This is a genomic window from Enterococcus sp. M190262, assembly GCF_005843965.1.
GTDB classification, from domain to species: domain Bacteria; phylum Bacillota; class Bacilli; order Lactobacillales; family Enterococcaceae; genus Enterococcus_D; species Enterococcus_D gallinarum.
Map to the genome: position 1 here is coordinate 501,776 of NZ_CP040461.1, position 21,941 is coordinate 523,716.

The window sequence follows — 21,941 nt, forward strand, 5'->3', positions numbered from 1 at the left end:
AATTACACCGCCAAAGATATTGTCAATACACTCATAGCGGGTATATTGATCGTTAATTGGCTATTATTTGTTGTGTAGTCTTCAAATGATTGGATCACTACGTCTTCCGGATGATCAAAATCATTGTGTGCATTCATTTTATCCCCCACAATATAGCGAGCTTCTTTGATTCCTTGAATGGCAGTTTCAAAGTCAAAACTAATTGCTTCCGAGCCAGATACTGCGAAATTGCAGATCGACAGGTGGAGGGTATCTGCTTGTTTCGAGACCGTGTAGGTGATCGTTTCACTTGCTGCTCCATGACTCTCGATGCGTTCGGCATCTTGATGGACTTTGTACAAATCAAACACATGATAGCTTGGTGTTTTGACCATCTTTTCGCCATCAGTCAAAATCATTGCCTGCAAAACATTCACTGTCTGGGCAATGTTTGCCATGTGCACTCGTTCTGCATGCTTATGAAAAATGTTTAAGGTGATAGCAGCTACCATTGCATCACGAATCGTGTTTTGCTGATATAAGAATCCTGGATTCGTTCCGGGTTCAGCAGAAAACCAAGTTCCCCACTCATCAACAATGATGCCCACCCGTTTTTCAGGATCATATTGATCCATGATCGCACTGTGACGCGTAATCAATTCATCCATATGCGCAGCTTTTTGACAGGTGATGATCCATTCTGCTTCATCGAATGCTAACGCACTACCTTTTTTCTCCCACCCTTGGGGATGGACATAATAATGTAAGCTCAATCCATCCATCAGCCAATGGGCATTCTTCATCAACGTTTCTGTCCAGTGGTAGTCATCAACATTTGCTCCGCCAGCCACTTTGTATATTTTTTGATCACCGTATTGACGAACGTAAGTCTGATACCGACGATAAAGATCAGCATAATATTCTGGACGCATATTTCCACCGCAGCCCCAATTTTCATTTCCTACACCGAAAAATTTCATGCTCCAAGCTTCTTCATGACCATTTTCTCGACGCCAATCTGCCATTGGAGAAATTCCGTTCATGGTAATGTACTCGACCCATTCAGACATTTCTTGGACTGTCCCACTGCCGACATTTCCATTGACATATGCTTCACATTCCAGTTGTTTGACCAATTCAAAGAATTCATGTGTCCCAAAATGATTATTTTCAGTCACACCCCCCCAGTGAGTATTGACGATCGTTTTTCGATTTTCTTTTGGTCCAATACCGTCTTTCCAATGGTATTCATCGGCAAAACAGCCACCTGGCCAGCGTAAAACTGGAATCTTGATATTCTTCAAAGCTTCCACAACATCCGTACGCATCCCATTCTTGTTTGGAATAGGAGAATCTTCTCCTACGTATAATCCTTCATAGATACAACGGCCGAGATGTTCTGAAAAGTGTCCGTAAATATATTTGCTAATCGTTGTTCCTGATTTTGTATTTAGAATTTTGATTGTCATCTAACTCACCATCTCTTCAGATTTTGTTATCGCTACTGGCTCTCCAAATATAGGAAAGCCATCTTTATCCCAAGTGAAGCTCTGTGCCATCGCATGTCGATTAGGATTTGCCAAAGGATCTCCAGACTGATTTTTTTCTGGTCGTGCATGATAGACTAAAATATCTTCACCCTCTAAGCCTGTAGTAAAAGAATTGTGCCCAGGACCATATTGACTATTTTTCTCAGATGATTTGAAAACAGGCTCTGCTTTTTTATGCCAAGAAAAACCATTTAATAAATCACTATCTTCATCTGCCCAAAGCAAACCCATCGCATAGTTTTCATCGGTAGCACTTCCTGAATAAGTAATGAATATCTTCCCATTTCTAGTAATCACTGCTGGACCTTCATTAACCATAAAACCAATCTTTTCCCATTCAAATTCTGGAACAGAGAGTAATAACTGTTTCCCAGTTAGAGTCCAAGGTGTTTTCATTTCTGACAAATAAAGATTTGAGTTCCCTGGGATTCGCGGATCTTGTTGTGCCCAAACATAATAAAGTCTTTCGCGATGCGAAAATACCGTGCCATCCAAACTAAAACTTTCAAACTGGGTCTTAATCTGCCCTTTTTCAGTCCAGCTTCCTTCAAATGGATCATCATGTTCATTTTCAATAACAAACATTCGATGGTGATGGACTTCATTGCGAATCGTACCATGATCACTAGCAGCAAAGTAGATATACCATTTCCCCTGAATGAAATGAATTTCTGGTGCCCAGATGAGTTGGCTCATGGGACCATCTTTATGTGCCCGCCAAACATTTTTTGTTTCACCTTTCTCTAAGTCATTCAATGATTTTGCTCGCCTAATTTCAATCGACTGATAACCTGGTACTGAACCAGTAAAATAATAATACCCATCACTATGATGGTAGACCCAAGGGTCGGCTCGTTCATACACAATTGGATTTATCAAATCATTCGTTGTTTTTTTCAGCATATCTTATCCCTCATTCTCTACAATAAATAGCGGAACACCTTCTTCAGAAATTCCTGTAAATGTCATCACTTGTTTTCCTTGGTTTTCATCCCAAGAAAAAATAAATTTCCCTTTGTATTCAATATCGTCAAGGATGAGTAGTGAATCCTTTGAAATATTATCCTCTGCTAACTTCCATAATCCAGAAACAGCCCCGGAAACTTTTTTATCCTTACTTAAATTGATTTTTAGTGGTGCTTTGGCATCATCAGTAATCAACTTATCAAAATGGATCAATCTGTATTCTCCGCTAATTTGATCATCCGAGTAATCAGCTATTTTTTCGTTACTGTACCTTAAAGGAGAGACAACAGGCCATCCATCTTCAGTAAAATACATTTGGTGTACTCTTACCGAATGATTTTCTCCACTATTTGGAAAACGCGTATGAAAAATCAAAAAATATTCTCCTGTTTTTTCATCATAATAGGATGAATTATGCCCAGGTGAGATATAACCGGCATTTGTTAATCCGTCATCTTCTTCATATAAAAAATTTCCGATGAGCTTGGTTCCAAAACTCTGAATGCTTGTGTCATCAAATTGTGTGCCATATTTTCCTTTCACCTCACTCATCGCATTTCCTTGAATATCTTCATAGGGTCCATCTGGCTGCTTTGAACGAGCAACTCGAATGTTGTAGCCCCCATTTGCATCAAGTCCACCAAAAGAGGTGAAAAGATAGTAATAGCCAGTTTCAGAATTATATTGAATATAGGGTGCCTCAATGCGGCTATGATTTCCTCCCAAAAGGTGTTTTCCATAAGTATTTTGTTCTTTAGGCAACCCTGTCTCGTCATCCATTTCTGAAATGAAAATACCGCCAGAATAAGAACCGTAAACCATCCATAGTTTCTCTTCATTGTCATAAAAGACGTGAGGATCAATCACATTGGGGTGAACTGCGGCATTGTATTCTTTCCCAAATTGAGGTGAAGTTCCTGAATACAAAAATGACTTTACTTTTTGATAGGGTCCTTCGATAGAATCAGATATAGCAACGCCTAAAACTGAAAGCGGGGAAGATCCTTGACAAAAGCAATAATACAAGTAATATTTACCATTTTTAAATTGCTGAATGTCACTTGCCCACAATGTATCTGTTTGAGCATAGTCAAACTCATCAGCAAGTTCTTCACGAATATTATTGAAAAGCGAACTATCAGCTACCGAATTTGAGAGTTGTTTCCATTGAATCAAATCATCTGATTTTGCGAATTGCATATGAGAACCAATAATATAATATGTGTCTTTATCTCTAATGATCGATGGGTCATGCACACTAACATCTGCATATTCTGGTCGTTCAATCACTTGCTCCGCTTCTTTCACCTGACAACCAGCAAGCAGTAGCATCACTCCAGCAAGGAAAAATCTTTTCATATAGATCTTAACAACCCTTTCTTTTGATAACCTGAGACCAGACATTTGCTAGCTACATAAAAGAACAATGGACTAGCCACAAAAAAGAACCAGTGATAAGCCAAGCTCAAAACTGCAAAAGAGAGGATCATAACTACGCACATTAGTGAACGACCGGGCAAAACTATTGGACTTACTAGCGAGAAAGCTATTTTTTTCAACCAACTGTCTCCACTCATCTCTGTCGCTAAAATCAAATTCAAAAGAACCAATAAGAGATAACTCATCATGATCAAGATTGGCCATTGGAAATAAGCTCTCATGATACTACTTTGCTGAATGAATACTAATTCAACATAAAAAAGTGAAAAAAGGATTGGAAAAACAATCACTCGCCATTGGAAAATTTTGATGGAGCGGATATATTCTTGCCAATATTTTTGAAAAATTTCACTGTAAGAGTAATAACCAGTGAACAGGTCCTGCTTATTTAAAAGCTTAAGTACCGCTCTTGTACTTGGGACTAAGCCAGCAAAGAAAAATCCGGCAATAATGCCAAGGAGCCATAATATATTCAATTCAATAAAAAGGATGACCACATTGATCCAATGCATTGCCTTAATAAACATTTTTTCACCCTTTCATACCAGAAAGCGCTACGGATTCAATAATTTGCTTCTGGAAAATAATAAATACGACTAATACTGGCAACAATGAAACAACGGAAGCTGCCATGATCAATGGATAATCTGTTTGAATCGCATAAGCTGCATTTAAATTAGCAATGACTACTTGTAACGTCTGTTTTTCTGGACTATTTAGATAAATCAATGGCGCTAAATAGTCATTCCAAGCTCCCATAAACCAGAGAATGAATTGTGCAGCAATTGCTGGACGGATCAACGGAAAGATTAACTGAAAAAATGTTTGTAAGTATCCTGCGCCATCGATTTTTGCTGCTTCCACGATAGAATCAGGAATATTGGAAAGATACTGCCTCAAGAAAAAGATCATGGTAATATTCCCAAACATGCCTGGTATGATCAATGGCAACAATGTATCGACCCAACCAATTTTCGAAAACATCATAAATTGTGGAATCATGACAGCTGGATATGGAATCATAAGCGCTGCTAACAAAAGTAAAAATAAAACATCCTTGAAAGGCATACGTAATTTTGCAAATGAAAAGGCAGCAAGGCTGGAAGTCAATGTTCCAATGATGGTGACCGAAAGAGAAACAATCACCGTGTTTTTGATACCTGAGAATAATGTATCTAGTTCAGACAAGCGCTTGTAGGCATCAAATCGAACTGGATTTGGAATCCATTGTGGAGGCAACTGAAAAACTCCAGCTTTATCTTTTAATGACGTAGAGATCATCCACAAAAGTGGTCCCACCATGATGATAGCTCCAAGGGATAAAATCAAAACGATGAGCATATTACTTAGTTTAATTTTTTTCATCATTTCTCCTCCTAGTCCAACTTGTAGCTTGAACGATTATTCATATAAAATTGAAATGCTGTAATGCCAAATACTAATATAGCTAAAATCAGTGCCATACTGCTGGCATAGCCCATCTGCCAATTTTTGAAGGCTTTTTGCCAGATATACCAGACTACAGTGGCACTACTATATTGTGGTCCACCTGTAGGTGTCATGATATTGATTTCTGTAAAAATTTGTGATCCACCAATGATATTTGTTACTACCAAAAAGAAAGTAACAGGTCGAACCATGGGCCAAGTAATATTTCGGAACTTTTGAAACGATGAAGCACCATCTAACTCAGCCGCTTCATAAAATGTCTTAGGAACACTTTGGATTGCTGCTAAATACAGAAGCATAGAATAGCCTAATCCTTTCCAAACAGACATGATAATGATAGCTGGCTTAACAGTAGCGGGATTTTGTAACCAATTAGGACCGCTTATCCCAAAAATAGCTAACACTTGATTGACCAATCCAAAATCCCCGTTATAAGCCCATTGCCATAAAATAGAAATTGCGGCCAGAGAAGAAATAACTGGAATATAATAAATTGTTCGGAAGATGGTCGTTCCTTTGATACCTCGACTTAATGCAGATGCCAACATGAAAGAAAGAATCAAGCCAATCGGAATTCCTAACATCAAAAATACAGTATTGTACATCGTTTTATAAAAATATTCGTCATTAAATAGTTTCCGGAAATTTTCTAATCCAACAAAGTTCATTTGTCCCAACCCATTCCAGTCAGTAAATGCGGCATAAGCTGAATAAACTAACGGAATAAGCGAAAATAAGATAAACCCAATGATAGGAAGTAGGACAAATAAAAAAGCAACCCGATGTTCTTTAGCATATAAACTACTTTTGTTTGATTTTCTTTTCTTTATTTCAACTTGTTCCATCGAAAAGCCCCTTCTCAACTAATATTTAGGGCCATAACAGGGGTGTCTTAAACTGACAAGTACTCGACCTCTCTGTCTTTTGACATCTGTCATAGCCCTGGTGACTTATTTTGCCGTTTCTTGTTGCTGAAGTGCGGCATCCAATTTAGCTTGCATCTTCGGTTGTACTTCTTTCACGTAATCTGCAGCAGTTTGGTCGCCATCTAGTACCGGTTGAATATTGATGAAAAACTCATCGTACCACTCAGCATTATAAGTAGTTGCTGCTGGCATAGCTCGACCATAGTCTTGAACAATATCCAAGAATTCTTGCTTATTTGTAGGGACACTTTCGGTATCTGATGCCCATTCTTCTGCCATATCGATCAAGTTAGGAATTTGAATCTGTGCATCTACCAATTGTTGTTGACCGTCTTCTGAAGCACTCAAGTATTCTACAAGCTTCACTGCTTCATCTGGATAATCTGTCTTACTCGCTACACCAATCCCCAAAGAACCGACGTATGTTGCTGATTTACCAGTTGATCCCGCTGGCCATGGGATCAAATCATATTCGAAATCTAATCCTGCATAGGTGCTCATATCCCATGGACCGACAGGGAAGAATGCAATTTCGCCATTCATCCAGCGTTGATACGTATCCAAGGTTTGTGCATCAGAGATCGACGGTGTTAGTTCATGAACGTTTTGTAAGTCGGCAAACCATTGCAATGCTTCCGCAAATTCTGGTGTATCCACAGTCACTGTATCTTTGTCTTCATTGATCCAATCTCCACCATTGCTCCATACAAATGCTTGAAGACTCCAATTGACATTAAAGCCAGTTGCCCATTGATCCATTTTTCCATCGCCATCTTTATCTTTTGTCAGCTGTTTCGAAACATTGACAAAATCATCCCATGTATACGGAGTGTCTGTGTCGGGTAAGTCAATTCCAGCCTCTTTGAACATATCCTTGTTGTATCCCAAAGCAAATGGACCGACATCTTTAGGTAGTCCGTAAAGTGCACCTTCACCTACCTTCTCACCATCGTAGCGGTAACTATTCACTCCATATTCCCAAATATTTGACAAATCAAAGTCGGAATTTTCGATTTGATCGGTTATATCAAGTAAAACACCGTTATCTACATAAGCCATTAAATTCCCTTGTTCTACATAAAAAACATCAGGCATATTACCACCTGAAATTGCGGCTTGCAGTTTTGTAGCATACTGATCGGCATCTGTTGCAATTATTTTAACGCTAACGTCATTTGCTTCTTCAAATTGTTTAATAGCTGTTTCATAGGCTTTCTTTTCATCTTCACCGCCACGGAACATAAAAGTGATTTCCTTTTTTCCGTTGTCATTGTTCGCATTACCACCACTATTTCCACATGCTCCTAAGATCAAACCGCTCAAACCCAATAATGCGCCAGAAAAAAGCAACTTTTTGATTTTCATTTTTTTCATCCTTTCAGATTTAACCTCTAAATTATTTGTAATCGATTTATGAAGTGCGTCAAAAACTTTCCTCTATAGATAAGTATGATAAGTGTCACTTTCTACAAAGACTTTTGAGGAAATAATACCTATGCGATTTTGCTACAAACTGTTTTTACTGTTCTTCCTCCTCATTTACAACAATTCATTTAAAACAAATGATAAAAGCAGCGTTTGCAAACACTTTCAATTTACAACTAAATAATAACTTTATTTGTAATCGCTGTCAACAATATTTTAATTAAATAAAGCTAAATAATATACCTATTAATTAATATTTATATTAATAATAACCACTATAAATAATCCTATTTACACAAATTAACAAATATGTTAACATTCAAGTAAATCACTTATAACTATAGTGGGGGTGAAATGATGCAATTAGAAATCAATCAAGAAGCATTGCCCGTCTATGAGGCGTTAGCTAGTAATGTACGGATCAAAATCATTCAACTACTTGCAAGAAACAAAATGAATGTGAAAGAAATCGCACAAGAATTAGGATTAAGCAGTGCTATCGTCACGATGCATATCAAAAAGCTAGAAGAAGCAAAAATTATCAAGACAGAACGTGTCGGTCAGCGAAAGATATCTAGTCTGAGAGTCGATCATATCGATATCAATTTCCCAGAAAAAATCTTTAATGCATTCGATACGAGAGAAACGTCAATTCCAATTGGTCATTATACAAATTATTCGGTTGAACCCACTTGTGGATTAGCCACGCTTGCTGGTTTTATCGGTCCAGTAGATGAACCTAAATTTTTTATGGACCCCAATCGAATGGATGCTCGCATCCTCTGGTTTACGAAAGGGTTTGTTGAGTACCAGTCACCTAATTTTCTTTCTCTAGATGAGAAACTAGAGATGATGGAGATTTCCATGGAGATTTCTTCTGAATTCCCTTTTTCTAATAATAATTGGCCGTCTGACATTACCTTTAGCTTAAATGGCATCGAGCTTGGAACTTGGACAAGTCCCGGTGACTTCGCCGATATTCGCGGCAAGTATACGCCAGATTGGTATCCTGATAACTTAAATCAATATGGGTTATTGAAGACGATTCGAATCATGGATCATGGGACTTATATGGAAGGAGAACCTTTATCAGACGTCACGATCAAGGATATTCCTGCTTATGAAGATACTTGGCATTTAAGAGTCGAGGTAAAAGAAGAGGCTGAAAATATGGGCGGTTGTACATTGTTTGGCAAAGGCTTTGGAAATTACGATCAAGACATCAAAATCAAAATGTTTTACAGCTAAACGTTTTTAGGAATCACAGGCACACTCTCTCATCATTTTTGATGTGTGGTAAAAGATTCCTTCGCTGAAAATAAGACAAAAAAGACCATCTCGCTCGATATTAGAGTTAGGTAGTCTTTTTTGATTATAAAACTTAATCTATTTCTTCAAATGATAACTGTAAGTTCCTACGACAATGTTTTCACGCCATGATAAACGGAATCTTAGACGCAGACTTGTTTGGTTGTGTAAAATATTTTGCCAGCGACGACGTGGCACGAACTGTGGAATGATAACTGTCGTCGTATAATTGTGCTTCGTTGCGTTTTTGCTGACTAGATCTACATAACGAATGATTGGATTTTCAATTGAACGATAAGAAGAATGCACTACAGAAAAACGGACATCTGGGAAATTTTGTTTGAACTCTTGTTCGATTTCTTTTTCCTTCTTGACATCTTCATCTAAAGATACGTGCATTGCAACTACATAATCTCCGATGGATTGTGCATAATTCAAAGCCCCGATATTTACGCGGGTCACATTTCCTACTAATACAATAACGGTATTGCCATCATATTTGTGGAGTGCCACTTCTTTTTCCAAACGTAGCTGCTCAGCGACTTTCTTATAATGATCATGGATCTTATAAAAGACAAACAGTAGGATTGGCATGATGATAAAGAATGGCCAGATGTCACCTAGACGAAAAACAAACAAGATCGCAATGATCGCAAAAGAAATCAACGCTCCGACGATGTTGGCCAATGATTTCAAGAACCATCCTTTACCAGCTTTCTTCCATCGAACTACCATTCCTGTTTGTGAGAGCGCAAAGGGAATGAACACGCCAATCGAATAAAGTGGAATCAACCGTTCCGTCGATCCTTGGAAAATGAACAATAGAACGATCGAACCTGCTGCCAGCGTAATGATCCCATTAGAATAACCCAAGCGGTCTCCCCGATCTTGATACATATGAGGCATATACTTATCTTTCGCTAAGTTATAGGCTAACACTGGGAATGCGGAGAATCCAGTATTCGCTGCAACTGCTAAAATCAAAGCCGTTGCGAACTGCAGAACGTAATACATGAATCCGTGACCGAAGATCGCAGCTCCGATTTGCGAAAGGACCGTTACTTCTGCTTCTGGAACGATTCCATACCAATAGTTGATGAATGTGATCCCCACAAAGAAGAAACCTAGGATCGCAGCCATGATCGTCAATGTTGCAGCTGCATTTTTTGCTCGCGGCTTTTTGAAAAACGGCACGGCATTACTGATTGCTTCTACCCCTGTCAATGAAGAAGAACCAGAAGAAAAAGCGCGTAAGATCAATGCGACAGAAACCCCTGGCACAACAGCACCTGGTAAGGCTGTGGCATTTAATGGCTGTACCCCAGTGATAATATTAAATAATCCTACAAGAATCAAGATCGTGATCACAGCGATAAAGGTGTATACAGGAACCATCAAGAAACTCGCAGATTCTCGTAGCCCCCGTAAGTTCATCATCATGATCAGTAAAACAATAGTGATCGAGATACCCACTTGATGCCCATATAGAGCGGGTACGGCAGAAGTAATCGCTTCTGCCCCAGCCGATACCGAAACGGCAACAGTCAGCATGTAGTCGATCAATAAAGAGCCGCCAGCAATCAAACCTGCATTCTTGCCTAAATTCTCACTACTAACGACATACGCCCCACCACCATGAGGGTACGCATGAATGATTTGACGATAGGATAAGGTCAATGAAATCAACAAGATAATAACGAATGCGGCGATCGGTAGTGAATACCAGATAGCAGCAGCTGACAAAGCAACTAAGACAACAACGATTTGTTCGGTCCCATAAGCAATCGATGACAATGCATCCGAAGATAACAAAGCCAACGCGGCTTTCCTTGTCAATTTTTGTTCATCATTCTCCGCGGATTTCAATGGACGTCCGACCAACAAACGTTTCAAATATTCCACTTTTTTACACTCCTTTTTTCATGAAAAAGATCATAATTGCACATACAAAATTTCTTTGATAATTACTGAATTAACAAGACTGTATGCTACTCCTGAAACCGACAAAAGTCAATGAAAATGGCATGAAAAATTTGAACAAACTCCCTCTTCTTTTTATCAGAATTCGCAAGAAGATTCAAGAAAAGCAGATAGAACATCGTGCCCTATCTGCTCTTGATTTTTTAATGGAAAAAATGACTCTTTTTCGAGACATTATTTAGTTTCTTAGTTACATCTGTTAGATAAGGATAAGCCCATGTTCCTATGATGCCAAATACAATAAACAACAGTGACAAAATAATCAACTGAGGAATGGCGTTTGGCCAATAGATCCCTCCGGCTGATTCCCTTAACAGATTGACTGCATGGGTGAATGGTAACAGCGGATTAATAAATTGGAAAAATTTACCGGAGACTTGGATCGGATAATTTCCGCCCCCACCAGAAATCGATAGAACAAGGATAATGATCGCGATCCCTTTCCCGACATTGCCAAACAGTCCGGCTAAGACGTAGACGATCATCATAAATGCCAGTCCAACGAGTAATGCGAACAAGACGCTGTATACCGGATTATGAACATCTACTCCTAATAAGAACATATTTCCTAGTGTAACGATCAAGCTTTGCGCAATGGCCATAGTTAGGAAAGTCAGCATTCGAGCAACGAATGTTTCTCGTTGCGTAAAGCGTTCTTTATCTTTCTTCTCTAAATGATACTCTGTTGTAGCCACGCTTGACAACAATAACGCCCCGACCCATAAACATAACGCTGTATAGAATGGAGTGCTGGCAGAACCATTGTTGGCAATCGGATAGATGTCATTTGTTTGCAATTCAACTGGTTGTTTGAAGAAATCCGCTTCTTTAGTTGCATCAAGCTTCAACAACTTGATGATCTCGCCTAGATCAACTTCACTTTCACCTTTGCGAATCGCATTGGCTGCCTTATGAATGCCTGTTTTGATATTTGGCCAATCATTATTGATCAAATCAACTGCCGCATTCAATGCTTTTTCTACATCTGGCAGTTTCTCATCAACCATGTTCATGGTCGAAGTGATTTCAGCTTTGATGGTGGGCCAGTCATTTTGTAAGAAACCAGCCGCAATCCCTAACTTATCTTCAACAATTGGCAGTTCATTGTTGTAAAGATCGGCCCCTTTGTTGATGGCTGCGACGATCTCATCCATGTGACCATTGAGCATCGTATTGGCATCATGCAACTCTTGCTTAATAGCAGGTAATTCTTTTTGATACTTTTCTAAGATACTGATAGCATTGCTGACCACATTTTTGGTTGATGCCAATAAAGACTTGAAGTCAATGGCTTGCGCTTTTTTCAATACATCTTGAGCTGTGGTGATGGTGGTGATCAATTTAGACAACACATTGTCGATGGTATCGGTAATATTCGTCACATTAATGCCTTTTAAGAGATCCGTAACATTTTGTGCAGCAGTGTTGACTTCAGTTAAATAGTCGGTAATGGCATCTGTATTCCCATTTTTAACCAATTCGCTTAAATGATCTAGCCGCGAAGAAAGATCCCCCAAGAGACTTTTTGCATTCGTCAATTGATTAATGATCCCTGATAAATCGGATGTGTTGCCTGAGTTTTGAAGATTCGTTAAGAAAGTGATCAGGCCGTCCAACGCTGCTTGTTGCCGTTGAATATTTTGTTGGAAATCACTGATGACCTTTTGGATGTTTTCCCGTTCTTGGTCGGTCAATTGATTGTCAGCAATTGCTTGTTTGATTGTATTCGTTAAGCTAACTGTCGTGGTAGCGACTTGACTGATGGAATCAATCGTTACTTGAACACTATTAGAAATACTTGGTAGCGCATCTTGTAACTGTTGGGCACCTTCTTTCGTCGCTGAGGCAAAGTCTGTTGCTTGGTCCCCTAATTGTTGGATTTCTGGCAATGCGGTTTGTACTTGATCAATGATTTGCAGTCCTTGTTTAGCTGTATCAATACCATCTGTCATTGTACTAGCAATAGAATCAAAATCATCATCGATCATTTTTAATTGCTTGCCGGCATTTTGGATCTCAGGGATCTTTTTCTGCAATGTCAGAATGACACTAGCTTGTTTTTTTAATTCTGGCAGCTTATCATTCAATGCGATCAGTTTATCCCCCATTTCATCGACCTGAGGAATATAATCCGTAAATTCTTCGGCTTTGGCGATTTTGTCTTTGATTTCCGGGAACTTGTCATGCAAATCAACAATTTGCTTCGTGTAACTATCAATGGTGTCAAGATTGCCATCGGTCTCTAAAATCATATTTTTGACTTTATTGATACTAACTAGATTTGAATCAATATCATACCCGATTTCGTTGAACACTTTGACTAATGTAGAACTAGCAGTTTCAATAAAGTTCTTTGAGATCTGTTCTTGGAGACTGCTTGCTCCCTTGTCAGTAATCTTAGGTGCGATAGCATTGATTTTTTGGTTACTGTAGTATTCAATTTTCGGTTTAACGATCGTACCGCTGGTAAAACTGACCAGATCTTTTGAAAAATCAGCAGGCAAGTAAATTCCCGCGTAATATTTACCTGATTTGACCCCTTCCACTAATTCTTTTTTAGAATCTAGAAAATGCCAACCTAACTGTTTATTTTCATGTAAAGAGTCGATCACTTCATTCCCAATCGATAGCTCTTTCCCTTGGAATTCTGCGCCTTTATCCGCGCTGTAAACCGCAATGGGCAGTTCACTAGTGTTTCCATATGGATCCCATAATGCTTTGATATTGAACCACGCATAAAGCGAGGGCAAAATCATCAAAGCAATGATCAAAAAAGCGGAAATCGGATTACTAAAAATTCGTTTCCAGTCTAATTTGTATAAATAAAACACGTTTTTGATTTTGTTCATTTTCTTTCCCCCACTTTTCTTCGTCGAAGGATAATTTACCACGTTTTTTGTACGCCGCCAATGGGAATGATTCCCTTGATATCAGCCTTTTGACAAAATGTACCATTTGTCAAAATGAAACCCCTTTACTTTTCGCGTAATTTCCCTTATTGTTAATCTTTTCTTTAACTTTAACACGACTGCTTTTGGCAGACGAACAATTTGTTTGCTAAAAGCAATCATAAAAAAAGCACCATTGACCGTTTCCCTTGATACGATCAATGGTGCCTGTTCTAGTTTGTCAACTGCTCATTGGCCAATAGTTGATAAACGTACTCAAGAGAAGTCGTTTCGGCATAAAGGTTCAAACCTGCTTTTTCATCAGCTGAAAAATGATGAGTGAAACTTTGATCCGGTATCAACACCACTTGAATTCCTGCCCGAGTTGCCGCGGTAGCTCCTGGCAATGAGTCTTCCATAACTAAAGCTGATTCAGAGGTTCGTGCTGCTTTTTTCAATGTCAGCAAATAGGGAGCCGGATCTGGTTTGTGTGCTGGGACATCGTCACCAAATGTCTTGAAATCAAATGCATTCTGCAATTCAAAATGATCCAGTAGTTTTTCACCTCGAAAAGCCATCGAAGAAGTGGCTAATGCTGTCTTTAACCCTTTTTCTCGTGCCAGAGCCAATGTCTCACGAGCAAATGGTTTTGGCTGCAAGTTTCCATTGAGCAATTGGTCTTCAATGTACCCTTCTCGTTCTTGCCGAAGTTCCTCCACACGTTGAAGACCACCAACTTTTTTCGCTAGTAAGGTTGCTGTCTGTTGCCAACTTTGCCCACGCCAAGCAACGATATCTGCTGATGTGATCGGTAGATGGTACTTTTCAAAAAGTGCCAACCAGCCTTCATGATAGACTCTTTCCGTATCCAACAGCAATCCGTCCAAATCAAAAATCAATAATTCTTTCATAGACTCTTTACTCCTTCTCTCCTTCATACTCAAGCAGTTTCAATATAAGTATTTTAATCAAGACATTTGACGATTCTTTTCGGCAGCTGCATGAACAGCCTTCATCACCGCAGCACGAAAGCCATTTTCCTCCAGTGTTTTTACGGCCTGAATGGTCGTACCACCAGGAGAACTGACATTGTCTTTCAATACACCAGGATGTTCTTTGGTCTCCAGCACCATCTTCGCAGCGCCTAAAACTGCCTGAGCAGCAAATTCATAGGCCATTTGGCGGGGCATTCCTTCGGCGACTGCGCCATCGGCCAATGCTTCAATGAACAGATAGGTATATGCTGGGGAAGAACCGCTGACCCCAATCACAGCATCGATCATGGATTCAGGCACTTGAGCTGCTTTTCCCATGCTTTCAAATAATTTTTGGATTTCTGCAGCTTCCTCTACGGTCACATGCGGATTGTTACTGATAGACGTCATCCCTTCTCCGACTAGTGCCGGAGTATTCGGCATCACCCGAACGATCTTGCGCTGACCCAAAACTTCTTCCATCTGCGCAATCGTAACGCCTGCTGCGATCGATACAACTAACTGTTGTTCATTTAATTGCGCTTTTAGATCCTCCAATAATTTAGGAAACACAAACGGTTTGACAGCTAAAATCAAAATGGAAGCAGCTGCGGCTTCAGAAAGTTCTAATGTAGGGGTGATCCCTAAGTCTTGTTCCAACTGTTTAAGTGTCGGTTCGTACCGATGATTGTAGACTAAAATTTCCTTTGGTTGATATAGTTCCGATTGGATCAATCCTTTGATAATTGCTTTTGCCATATTTCCGGCCCCGATAAAGGCGATGGTTTTCATAACACTCACTCCTTCTAACATTTATGATCCTATGTTCGCTGTTTCTTGTAAAAAAAGCCTAATCAAGAGATTAGGCTTCAAACTCGATCACATAAGGATGCAATGCTGTATTATAGATGCCCTCTGTATATTCTACCACTTCTCCATGCAGATCATAAGAGCGACGGACGCGCTTTAAAGCGGAAATCTCTGGTGTGATCAGAAATTTTTGTTGTTCCTCATTCAACGTCAGTCCTGCAAATGAATCTTCAAAGGTATCGATTACCATCCGATGTTCATCTAAAATACGGTACAGTGATTTTTCTTCCAATTCTTCCATGGCAAGGCCTTTTAACAATTTGGGCAAATGATATTCATAATAAATAAATGGTTGATGGTCAAAATAGTACATGCGCCGCAAACGCATGACTTCTCTGCCCATCAAAGCAGAAGCTGGATGATCTTCTGCGAGCTCGACTAGGTTAAAATCAAGATTTTTCTTGGTATATTCTTTGCCGGTTTTTTCTAATAACTGGCTGAAAGTTGTCCCTTTAGACAACTTGTTATAAGGTCGATTACTTAAAACCGTGGTCCCGCGTCCACTGCGCTTTTCGACATATTCATCTGCTGCTAATAGCTCAATTGCTTTGCGTACCGTGATTTTACTCACATTGAAGGCTGCTTCTAATTCGGTTTCTGTCGGTAGAAAAGAACCAACAGGATAGTGTCCGGACATGATGTCTTCTTTGATTTTATCTGCCACATCACGATATAAAATATGTTTACGCTTCATTTCTTTCCTCGCCTTTCCAGTCATTGATTCTCTCTCAAAAAGAGGACTTGCACGTTACTCATCAAAACCCGGCACTTCTTCGGCTGCTGCTTCGATCAGCACCTTCCGAGGCTTACTGCCTTCTGAAGGACCAACGACCCCTTGGTCTTCCAATTCGTCAACAAGACGGGCTGCCCGATTGTAGCCAATCCGAAAGCGGCGTTGTAATAAAGAGACACTTGCCGTCTGCATTTCGATCACCAATGCTTTGGCATCATCAAATAGTTCATCCTGTGGTTGACCACTGCTGGTACTTGCCGTATCTTCTTCGGTAACCATCATTTTCTCTTCGTAATTCGCTCCCTGCTGCTCGGTAACAAACGACACGACCCGTTCTACTTCGTGGTCTGAGATAAAGGCTCCTTGCACCCGGATTGGTTTATTCTCACCCATAGGCAAGTACAACATATCGCCTCGTCCAAGAAGTTTTTCCGCGCCGTTGCTGTCAATGATTGTCCGGGAATCGACCCCGCTGGAAACGGCGAACGCCATTCTTGAAGGTACGTTGGCTTTGATGATTCCTGTGATGACATCCACACTAGGACGTTGTGTCGCCAGGATCATATGGATCCCTGCAGCTCGCGCCATTTGAGCTAGACGAATGATCGCATCTTCTACTTCATTACTTGCGACCATCATCAAGTCAGCCAATTCATCAACAATGACAACGATGAATGGCAAGATTGGTCGGTTTTCACCATCTTCTAAATTTTTATTGATCACTAGTTCATTGTATCCTGTGATATTTCTAACTCCTGTCGCAGCGAACTTCTCATACCGTTCTTCCATCTCTTTAACCACTTTTTGCAACGCTTGCGCTGCTTTCCGAGGGTTCGTCACTACCGGAGTCAATAGATGAGGAATGCCATTATAGACATTCAATTCAACCATTTTCGGATCGATCATCATCAATTTGACTTCGTGGGGTTTTGCCCGCATCAAAATACTTGTGATGATACCGTTGATTGCAACGGATTTCCCACTACCAGTAGATCCTGCAATCAGTAAGTGAGGCATTTTCGTTAGATCGGCCGTTTGGACACGGCCAGAAATATCTCTGCCCAAAGGGACTTCTAACAACTTATCGGGATGATCCGGCTGTGCTTCAATCACCTCTCGGAAGGAAACCATGCTGACAGCACTGTTAGGCACCTCGATCCCAATCAGTGATTTCCCAGGAATCGGTGCTTCCATCCGTACATCTTTAGCAGCTAGTGCCAGTGCGATGTCATCTGTTAAGCCAACGATTTTGCTGACTTTGACTCCGACTGCTGGCTGTACTTCAAATTTAGTTACTGCTGGTCCTAAACTAGCTTTTACCACCTTGGCATCGACGCCAAAGCTTTGGAAAGTCTTTTCTAAAACACCAATGTTTTGTTCGATTTTTTTGTACTCGCTGCTTTGATCGGTTGCAGGGATCGAGTCCAACAATTCAGCGGACGGCAACTCATAGTCGCGATTTTCTGCTTCTTCGGAAATTTCAAATTCCAATACTTCGCCATCATCTTCCATTTCTTCAACACTTTCTTTTTTCTCCTGTGCCGAAGCTGGAGAGGATGATGCAGCTGGCGGTGTTTTGGGCAATTCTTGAAAATGATCGATTGGCACAAAACTTAACTGCTCTGGTTCGATTTCCGACAAATCTGGTTCTGATTGGGCTGCTCGCTCTTCTTCCGTGAAGGGACGGACTTGATTCTTTTCTTTGATCTCAGCCAAAACAGCAGAACGCTCTGCTTCTTTTTTCGCTGCTTTTTCAGCAGCTTTTTGCGCTTTTCGTTCTTCGCGGGCTGCTTGTTTTTCAGGTGATCCTTCCAACCATTGCTGAACCTTTTCACCAGCGTGCTGCAGATGCTCCAACAACTCGTGACTGCTCATCTTACTGAACAAAAAGCCACCGATCATGATCATCAAGACAGCTAGAATGTAACTGCCGATCTGGGATACAAGGAAATAGGTTCCGCGATAGAAGAATGCGCCGACCATGCCTCCTCCCACATTTTGTGAAACTTGACTGCGGCGAATATCATCCAGCAATGTCGACCAAGTCGTCTGCAAGACATTCGGCGATTCATTCATGACATTATTGAATAAATGCGCATGCAGGATCACTAAGATCCCCAAATAGATCAGCACACAGCCAACCACTCGACGTAAACTCGTAAAACGAGCTTCTGTGGTCTTGATTGCCAACCATCCCCCGTAAACGGCCAATGCGAGACAAAGCACTTGATACGTATTGCCTCCAATGATACGAAAGCCGTTAGCGATCAGCGTTCCTAAAAAGCCTAAGTGAAAAAAACCAAAGATCGAAAACAAGATGAAAAGCAAGCCGATGCCGACTAGAATCAGTTTCTCTTGTTGTTTTTGTTGTTTTTTTGTTTTGCGTTTCTTCGCGCGTTTTTTTTGCGCCATTCTTATCCCTCTTTTCGTCTCTACCTATTATAACGAAAAAAGAAGGCGAACAAAAGTTTTCCTGTCAGAAAGTTTACTACTAGAAATAAAAGATCCCACTAATGAAAAAAAGACCGTTCCATAAATCCATCAAACAAAGACGATCTAAAGGAGAAAAGACAAGAAATGCTTCTTAAAAATCTCTTTAGTAAGACTACAGTTAAGCTACCTTGCACCTGTTTATCAATCGCTTCATGCCAGGTAGCTACTGTGATCGTTTTTGTTGTGGCTTATGTCGCCGTCAATCGTTTTTCATTTATTCAGGAGAAACATCTTCTCCAAACCATTTTTCGGAAATCTCAGCAAATGTGCCATTTTCTTGCAGTTTCTTTAATCCCTCATTGATTTTATCCGCCAATGCTTGATCGTCTTTTCGTACTCCTACTGCAAAGTTTTCGGCTTTGAAGGGACTTTCAATAACATTGTAATCGTCCGCTTTTTTCGTCTGAGTCAAATAGTACTCCGCGTAGACCCGATCGATCAAAAGACCATCGATCCGACCATTTTCCAAATCGATAAACGCTTCGTTGAAACTAGCATATAAAGTTGCTTCATTATCGGCGACAATGTCTTTCAATACTTCTGGTTGATTGTTGAAGGTATCATAGCCAGAGGATCCTTCTTGTGCCCCTAGAACTTTGTCTTTCATTGCATCAAATGAAGTGATGTTGCTGTCTTTGGCAGTTACTAGAACCTGCTTGTTTTCCATATAAGTATCGCTGAATAATACTTTCTTTTCCCGGGCTTCTGTTTTTGTGTAGCCATTCCAAATCATATCGATGGTACCATTATCTAATTCTGTTTCTTTCATCGACCAGTCGATTGCTTGGAATTTGACTTTGGTTCCTGTTAAATCAAAAACGGCTTTTGCTAGGTCAACATCGAAACCAACGATGTCCCCTTGGTCATCTTGAAAGCCCATCGGTACAAAGGTATCGTCCAACCCAACGATGACTTCCTCTTTGTCTGCAGCACTTTCTGCTTTCTCGCTACTGTTGCCACATGCAGCAAAAAGTAATAAGCTGGCTCCGGCTAACAACGTTAATCCAATTTTTTTCATTTTTCTTCCTCCTTAGTTCCCTTCAACTTCTAATAATTGATCGGCAATATTTTTTGCAAAAACCAGATCATGGGTAACCACGATCTGAGTAACGCCCTCTTTTTTCAAATCTAAGATCAGTTTTTCGACTTGCTGGCGCAGACCTGGATCTAATGCACTCGTAGGTTCATCATACGCCAATACTTTCGGATCCATCGCCATCGCCCGCGCAATCGCTACTCGTTGGCGTTGCCCTCCTGAAAGTTGGTAAGGATATTGCGTTAAAAGTTCAGATAATCCCAGCTGTTTAGCCAAAGCAACAGCTTTTTCGGTATAGCTAGCTTTGTCTTGTTTCAATACCATTTTTGGTGCCAGTGTGATGTTATCGAATACCGACAAATGCGGAAATAGCTGAAAGTCTTGAAAAACGACACCGACTACTTGTTCTTGTTTTTTCGTATCCGTGGGATCAAAAGGTTGTCCATCTAGTAAAAAAGTTCCTGAATCGATGGTCTCCAATCCAGCCAGGGTACGCAGCAGGGTTGTTTTTCCACCGCCAGAAGGTCCGACTACCGCTAGGATGCTGCCTTCTTCAATTGTCAGGTCTAAGCGATCGATAACCTGCTTGTCGCCAAATGCTTTTGATACTTGTTTCAGTTCTAACATGTTCCTACGCCTCCTAACGGTAATAATCGAGTTTTGTTTCTAACTGTTTCAAAATCAGTGTAAAAATACCAGTCATCATTAAGTAAATCAGCGCAACGCCCAGTAATGGTACCAACGTGCTGTCTCGTTCCATTGCGATTTTACCGATACGCATAACATCCGACAAACCTAAAATATAGACAAGCGAAGTATCTTTTACTAAATTGATCACTTCGTTCCCTACTGAAGGAAGCGTGATCTTGACTACTTGCGGAATGATAATCTTGCGAATCGTCTGTAGAGGTGCTAGGCGCAGAACTTTTGCTGCTTCGTATTGCCCTGCAGGGATTGATTGGATCCCTCCCCGAAAAATCTCGGCATAATAAGCGGCATAATTGATAATAAAGGCAATCAGTGCTGCTTCAAACCGATCAAAGACAATGTTCAGGATCGGCAGACCATAAAACACAAAGATCAGTTGTAACAGTAAAGGCGTTCCTCGCATCAGCCAGACATACACTTGCACGATTGCTTTCAAGATCCGTAGTCGACTAGCAAGAATAAAAGCCAAGATGATCCCTAATGGAATCGATCCTATTAACGTTAATCCAAACAATTTGATTGTGATCCCTGCCCCAGAAAGCAGTTGCGGCATCACACTTACTAAATAATCGATCATTTCTTTTTGCCTCCTTGATTTTGCGGCAATGACTGCTTGCTTGATTTACAATGACCAAGCACCATCTTGCCGTGTTTCCACTTGATTAAAATCATTAAAATGAAAGGCGCCCAACAAAAAACGCCCTCCGGCCTAATGCCAGAGGACGTTTAATACGTGGTTCCACCTCAATTTGTTTTTCCTTCACAGAAAAAACCTCATGCAGTCAGTTGATGGATTTGCTGATACCGCCATTAAATGAAAAAAGTCCTTTAGCCATTACAGCTAAAGGACGTTATCAACGCGGTTCCACCTTTGTTTATCAGTGCTTCACAGCAACTGATCTCAGAAAGTCATCAAACAATGACTGCTGCTATAACGGGCACTCCCGGTCTTTCCTACTCGATTCAGAAAAACGACTCCAAGATGTGGTTCACAAGTCCTTGTTGTCTCTTCTCACCAGCCAGAGACTCTCTTAAAACGAAGAAACCTTGCTACTCTTCTTTTCGATGTCTGTTTCATTAAGTTGTTTATTACTTTATACGCAAACTGAAAAAAAGTCAAATACTTTTTTTCAGTTTGTTGATCGGAAAATTCATTTTCACAAAATAAGAGACGAATAGAAACATTCTATCCGCCCTAAATGCATTTTAGACTTCG

The 21,941-nt window shown here is 40.3% G+C and carries 17 protein-coding genes and 1 other annotated feature; of the genes, 1 reads left to right on the forward strand and 16 read right to left on the reverse strand.

The genetic code is table 11. The annotated features are described in order from the left end of the window. Nucleotides 1–2: 2 nt before the first annotated feature. The 7 genes from FE005_RS02230 to FE005_RS02260 all read right to left on the reverse strand — a co-directional run bounded on the left by FE005_RS02230 (nucleotide 3) and on the right by FE005_RS02260 (nucleotide 7,675). Nucleotides 3–1,448 carry an alpha-N-arabinofuranosidase gene (locus tag FE005_RS02230; protein ID WP_034705107.1) on the reverse strand — a complete coding sequence of 482 codons (1,446 nt, stop codon included), beginning with the start codon at nucleotides 1,446–1,448 and terminating at the stop codon, nucleotides 3–5. After that, nucleotides 1,449–2,432 carry a family 43 glycosylhydrolase gene (locus FE005_RS02235; RefSeq protein ID WP_138371253.1) on the reverse strand — a complete coding sequence of 328 codons (984 nt, stop codon included), beginning with the start codon at nucleotides 2,430–2,432 and terminating at the stop codon, nucleotides 1,449–1,451. 3 nt (nucleotides 2,433–2,435) lie between these two features. Further along, nucleotides 2,436–3,854, reverse strand: coding sequence for a glycoside hydrolase family 43 protein (locus tag FE005_RS02240; RefSeq protein WP_138371254.1), 1,419 nt, complete (start codon nucleotides 3,852–3,854; stop codon nucleotides 2,436–2,438). Continuing rightward, complete coding sequence (locus FE005_RS02245) at nucleotides 3,851–4,462, reverse strand: DUF624 domain-containing protein (protein WP_113849192.1); 612 nt, start codon at nucleotides 4,460–4,462, stop codon at nucleotides 3,851–3,853. The genes FE005_RS02240 and FE005_RS02245 overlap by 4 nt, the downstream gene beginning before the upstream one ends. Nucleotides 4,463–4,466: 4 nt before the next feature. Continuing rightward, nucleotides 4,467–5,300: a carbohydrate ABC transporter permease gene (locus tag FE005_RS02250; protein WP_005470175.1), complete on the reverse strand. Its 834-nt coding sequence runs from the start codon at nucleotides 5,298–5,300 to the stop codon at nucleotides 4,467–4,469. Nucleotides 5,301–5,311: 11 nt separating this feature from the next. Further along, the gene (locus tag FE005_RS02255; protein WP_113849191.1) at nucleotides 5,312–6,229 is read right to left on the reverse strand and encodes a carbohydrate ABC transporter permease; all 918 of its coding nucleotides are present in this window, start codon (nucleotides 6,227–6,229) and stop codon (nucleotides 5,312–5,314) included. Nucleotides 6,230–6,334: 105 nt separating this feature from the next. Then, nucleotides 6,335–7,675: a sugar ABC transporter substrate-binding protein gene (locus FE005_RS02260; protein ID WP_005470172.1), complete on the reverse strand. Its 1,341-nt coding sequence runs from the start codon at nucleotides 7,673–7,675 to the stop codon at nucleotides 6,335–6,337. Between the two features lie 417 nt (nucleotides 7,676–8,092). Between FE005_RS02260 and FE005_RS02265 the strand changes: the two genes are divergently transcribed. Continuing rightward, nucleotides 8,093–8,983, forward strand: a complete 891-nt coding sequence (locus FE005_RS02265; RefSeq protein ID WP_003128227.1) for a transcriptional regulator — start codon at nucleotides 8,093–8,095, stop codon at nucleotides 8,981–8,983. 138 nt (nucleotides 8,984–9,121) lie between these two features. Here FE005_RS02265 and FE005_RS02270 read toward each other — a convergent pair whose 3' ends face one another. The 9 genes from FE005_RS02270 to FE005_RS02310 all read right to left on the reverse strand — a co-directional run bounded on the left by FE005_RS02270 (nucleotide 9,122) and on the right by FE005_RS02310 (nucleotide 21,302). Beyond that, nucleotides 9,122–10,945 carry an APC family permease gene (locus FE005_RS02270; protein ID WP_003128226.1) on the reverse strand — a complete coding sequence of 608 codons (1,824 nt, stop codon included), beginning with the start codon at nucleotides 10,943–10,945 and terminating at the stop codon, nucleotides 9,122–9,124. A 221-nt stretch (nucleotides 10,946–11,166) separates the two neighbouring features. Further along, complete coding sequence (locus FE005_RS02275) at nucleotides 11,167–13,872, reverse strand: YhgE/Pip domain-containing protein (RefSeq protein WP_138371255.1); 2,706 nt, start codon at nucleotides 13,870–13,872, stop codon at nucleotides 11,167–11,169. A 272-nt stretch (nucleotides 13,873–14,144) separates the two neighbouring features. Then, on the reverse strand, nucleotides 14,145–14,822 hold the full coding sequence (locus FE005_RS02280) for an HAD family phosphatase (RefSeq protein ID WP_138371256.1): 678 nt from the start codon (nucleotides 14,820–14,822) through the stop codon (nucleotides 14,145–14,147). A gap of 57 nt (nucleotides 14,823–14,879) precedes the next feature. Further along, nucleotides 14,880–15,677 carry a pyrroline-5-carboxylate reductase gene (gene proC / locus FE005_RS02285; RefSeq protein ID WP_103301060.1) on the reverse strand — a complete coding sequence of 266 codons (798 nt, stop codon included), beginning with the start codon at nucleotides 15,675–15,677 and terminating at the stop codon, nucleotides 14,880–14,882. A gap of 70 nt (nucleotides 15,678–15,747) precedes the next feature. Then, nucleotides 15,748–16,449 carry a GntR family transcriptional regulator gene (locus FE005_RS02290; RefSeq protein WP_003128220.1) on the reverse strand — a complete coding sequence of 234 codons (702 nt, stop codon included), beginning with the start codon at nucleotides 16,447–16,449 and terminating at the stop codon, nucleotides 15,748–15,750. Between the two features lie 54 nt (nucleotides 16,450–16,503). Next, nucleotides 16,504–18,900 carry a DNA translocase FtsK gene (locus FE005_RS02295; protein ID WP_003128219.1) on the reverse strand — a complete coding sequence of 799 codons (2,397 nt, stop codon included), beginning with the start codon at nucleotides 18,898–18,900 and terminating at the stop codon, nucleotides 16,504–16,506. Nucleotides 18,901–19,195: 295 nt separating this feature from the next. After that, complete coding sequence (locus FE005_RS02300; protein ID WP_003128218.1) at nucleotides 19,196–19,999, reverse strand: amino acid ABC transporter substrate-binding protein; 804 nt, start codon at nucleotides 19,997–19,999, stop codon at nucleotides 19,196–19,198. A gap of 12 nt (nucleotides 20,000–20,011) precedes the next feature. Further along, nucleotides 20,012–20,644 carry an amino acid ABC transporter ATP-binding protein gene (locus FE005_RS02305; protein WP_021150538.1) on the reverse strand — a complete coding sequence of 211 codons (633 nt, stop codon included), beginning with the start codon at nucleotides 20,642–20,644 and terminating at the stop codon, nucleotides 20,012–20,014. A gap of 13 nt (nucleotides 20,645–20,657) precedes the next feature. After that, complete coding sequence (locus FE005_RS02310; RefSeq protein ID WP_003128216.1) at nucleotides 20,658–21,302, reverse strand: amino acid ABC transporter permease; 645 nt, start codon at nucleotides 21,300–21,302, stop codon at nucleotides 20,658–20,660. A gap of 138 nt (nucleotides 21,303–21,440) precedes the next feature. Then, nucleotides 21,441–21,800, reverse strand: a binding site (T-box leader). Between the last annotated feature and the right edge of the window lie 141 nt (nucleotides 21,801–21,941).